Genomic DNA, 3,557 nt, shown 5'->3' with positions numbered 1-3,557 from the left:
ATCCGGTCAGGCCGGGATCCAGTCCGTCTGCTCTCGCGGCACGGCCGGGACCCGCCGACCCTGACGGCTGGCGCCCAGCGCCTCGAGGCACCAGCGCACGTACTCCGGCCGCAGCATCACGTGCTCCCACGTGAACCGCAGCACGGTCCAGCCCCAGGCGACCAGTTCGTCATACCGCTCGCAGTCCCGCACCAGGGCACCCCGCGTGCCGTGGTGCGCGAAGCTGTCCGCCTCGAGCACCACCTTCTGCTCCACGTCGGCGAGATCGACCGTCGCGAACACTCCCTCCTCGGCGATCTGGTGCTGCGGCGTCACGTTGAGCCAGTCGACGTCCAGCGCGATCGCCCGCAGCGCGGACTCGAACGGGTTCGCCGCCCGACCGTCCGCCTCCGCGGCCACCCTGAGCACCCGCGCACGCCCAGGGCCACGGACCGTGGCCGCCGCGTCCCTGAGCTCACGCACCGTCACGTCCCCGCTCCGCAGAGCGGAGTCCGCGACGGCCAGACCTTCGTCGAACGGGAGCCGTTGCGCGCAATCGAGGACGGTCCGCAGCGGTGCGGTGACGCCTCGTCGAACGTCAGGCTCCGGAAGGTCACGCCACACCAGCTGTATGCCGTCCCGCGCCTCCCGCGCCACGTGCCGGTGCCGCCGCACGGTCACCCACGCCTGCTCCGGGACCGTCTTGACCGGCCACCGCCAGTACGCCGCGGCGCTCAGGTGCGAGAGCGTGCCGGTCAGGCCATGGGCGGCGGTGAGGTGCTCCTCGGCCGTCGGGAGTGCGTAGCGGCCGTGCGCGATCCGCCGGATGTCGCCTTCGCGGACGGCGCACGCGATCGCGTGGTCGGTGGCGACCGCGCTCAGCTCCCCGCGACGGCAGACGCCGCCGGCCCGGCGCAGTGCGCCGCGGATCGCTTCGAGCCGGACCGTGGCTGGCGTGGACACGGGTCCCACTGTGGCGCCTCGGACGCGTGGCTCGCTGGCGTTGTCCACAGGCCCGGCTCCGCATGGCGCTTCGGGCGGCGTGGCCCCACCCGAACCGCAGTGCGTGGCCCCGACCGAACCGCAGTGCGTGGCCCGGACCCAACCGCAGTGCGTGGCCCGGACCGAACCGCAGTGCGTGGGCCGACCCAACCGCAGTGCGTAGGCCCGGACCGAACCGCAGTTTCAGCTGGCAGTGCCGCGGCTCAGGAGCCAGCCCCGTGCTCAGCCCGGCGCGCACGGACCAGTTACTGCCAGTTCAGATTGCGATCGCCGGCAGCCGTAAGGCCAAGACCCCGTCTCACCGGCCCCCCGCCCGGTCCAACGCGACGACGATGGCAGTGACGTTGTCGCGTCCCCCGGCCTCGACCGCGGCCCGGACGAGGGCCTCCGCTGCCGCCTGCACGTCGTCGTTGGCGCGCAGCAGGTGCTCGATCTCGTCAGCCGACAGCTCGTTGGACAGCCCGTCGGAGCACAGCAGGAATCGTTCACCCGGCTGCGGCGGGAAGACCCACACGTCGGGGACGACCGCGTCGTCGTGCCCGAGTGAGCGGGTGACGATGTTGCGGGCCGGGTGGTACTTCGCCTCCGCCTCGGTGATCAGGCCCTCGTCGACGAGAGCGCGCACCTCGGAGTGGTCGACGGTCACCTGGGCGAGCCGGTCGTCGGCGAACCGGTAGACCCGCGAGTCCCCCACGTTGAACACCAGCCAGTGCTCGGTCCCGGCAGCATGGACGACGGCGAGCCCCGTGACGGTGGTGCCCATCCCCCACCGCTCCGGGGTGTCGCCAGCGTCGAGGATGCGCTCGTTCGCCATGCCCACCTGCCGGATCACGTCCTCGCGCGTCAGCTGCTCCCGCTCCCCCAGCTCGGCGAGGGTGGTAGCGGCGATCTCGCTGGCGACCTCACCCGCGGCGTGCCCGCCCATGCCGTCGGCGACGACGAAGACCGTGCCGCGCACCACCGCGTGGTCCTCGTTGTGGTCGCGGACGCGGCCGACGTCGGTGGCCAGGCCGCTGCGGAGCTGACGGGTGGGGATCGGTGTCACCTGAGGGCTTTCCAGGGGAGGGGCAGGGCAGGAGTGGCAGGACGGACAAGCACAGGATGGCGCAACGCGAGGGGCCTGTGGGGCGAAAGAGGTCAGTCGCCGGGGCGCACCGACAGCCGCAGCTCGGCCGCTCGGGGACATGGGGGAGCACTCCCCGCCGGGGCGAGCACCCGGCATACCGGCCGGAGGGGAGGCTCGGAGGCGTCAGCCGATCAGACCGAGGCGCGCCTTCAGCTGCAGGACGTGGAGCGCAGAGTTGTTGACCTTGGAGCGGAAGCTGCTGCTGCTCTCGGCGAGCGAGAGCACGGCGTTGTACATCGCCGGCACCGTTGACGGGTTGACCGTGAGGATGAGGTTTCCCCCGTGCTGGAGGAACAGCACGGCGCGGGTGCCGGGGCTCCAGGCCTGGACCTGCTTGGCGTTGCCGAGGTCGTCGCTAATGATCACGCCGGTGAAGCCGAGGTCACCGCGCAGCATCGTGCCCATGATGCTGGTGGAGAAGGCGGCCGGGTTGGGCGCGATCTTCTTGTAGTAGGCGGTCGAGACCATCACGGCCTCGGCACCACTGCGCACGCCCACCGCGAAGGGTTGGATCGACGAGGAGTAGCGCGTCGTCACGGTGTCGGTCACGCCAGAGGTGGTGTCGGTGTTGCCGCGCACCCGTCCGAGGCCCGGGAAGTGCTTGATCGTCACACCCATGCCGGCGTCGCGCAGGCCGTTGGCGAAGGCGTTGCCCCGCATCAGGACGTCATACGGCGTGTAGCCGAACTCCCGGTCGTAGTAGCCGATGGGCGCGTTGTAGGGCGCGAAGGACTGCGAGACGGTGTCCATCACCGGCGCGAGGTCGAGGTTGACGCCGGCGCTCTTGAGCTGCCCGCCCCACGTCGCCGCGTTGGAGCGGATCGTGCCCAGTGACCAGTGGGTGCCCTGGTAGAGCGCCGTGGGCATCCGCGAGAAGCCGGGCCCCTGCAGCACCTGGACGTACCCGCCCTCCTGGTCCGCCGCGACGACGAGCTTGGTGCCGCCGGTCGACGCAGTGCCGGTGTAGGACTGCAGCCGGCCCACCAGCCAGTTGGTGTGGGCGGTGCCGTAGGTGCTGCGGCCGGTGAGCACGACCGAGCCGACGTGGTACTTCTGGATGTACTGCTCGGTCACCAGGTAAGGGTTGGTCGCGGGGTTGCCCATCATGAGCAGCTCGCCGACGCGCTGCTGGAGCGTCATCGAGCTGAGCACCTGTTGCGCGGTCCTGTTGGCCCGCATCACCGACGGCTTGGTGGTCCCGGCGTCCGCTGCCGCGCTGGCAACGCGCGTCACCACTCCTGCGCCGGTGCCCCCGGACGATGCGGCTGCTGGTGTCGACGCCGCCATCGCGCCCGGCCCGAGCGCCAAGGGGACGGCGACCAGTGCTCCCGCCGTGAGACCCATGCGCTTGGAGACCATGACCGTCCCCCTTCTGACCTGCAGGTGGTGCTGGCTGCACCCTGCTCGTCCAGTATGACGGTCACGCGGCGTGCGCGGTTGGGTCACCTAC

The 3,557-nt window shown here is 71.4% G+C and carries 3 protein-coding genes; all 3 read right to left on the bottom strand.

Annotated features, from left to right (window positions below; translation table 11 throughout):
• Positions 1-6: 6 nt before the first annotated feature.
• The 3 genes from VFL99_RS08955 to VFL99_RS08945 all read right to left on the bottom strand — a co-directional run bounded on the left by VFL99_RS08955 (position 7) and on the right by VFL99_RS08945 (position 3,466).
• Positions 7-942 (bottom strand): DUF559 domain-containing protein, encoded by a 936-nt coding sequence (locus VFL99_RS08955; RefSeq protein WP_325105999.1) that lies wholly within the window; start codon positions 940-942, stop codon positions 7-9.
• 337 nt (positions 943-1,279) lie between these two features.
• Positions 1,280-2,026, bottom strand: coding sequence for a PP2C family protein-serine/threonine phosphatase (locus VFL99_RS08950; protein ID WP_325105998.1), 747 nt, complete (start codon positions 2,024-2,026; stop codon positions 1,280-1,282).
• Positions 2,027-2,230: 204 nt separating this feature from the next.
• Entirely contained in the window at positions 2,231-3,466 is a 1,236-nt protein-coding gene (locus VFL99_RS08945; protein WP_325105997.1) for a glycoside hydrolase family 3 N-terminal domain-containing protein, read from the bottom strand.
• Positions 3,467-3,557: the final 91 nt, after the last annotated feature.

The organism is Segeticoccus sp., from assembly GCF_035708005.1.
The sequence above is the reverse complement of the archived record's forward strand: the minus strand, read 5'-3'. Positions and strand labels throughout refer to the sequence as shown.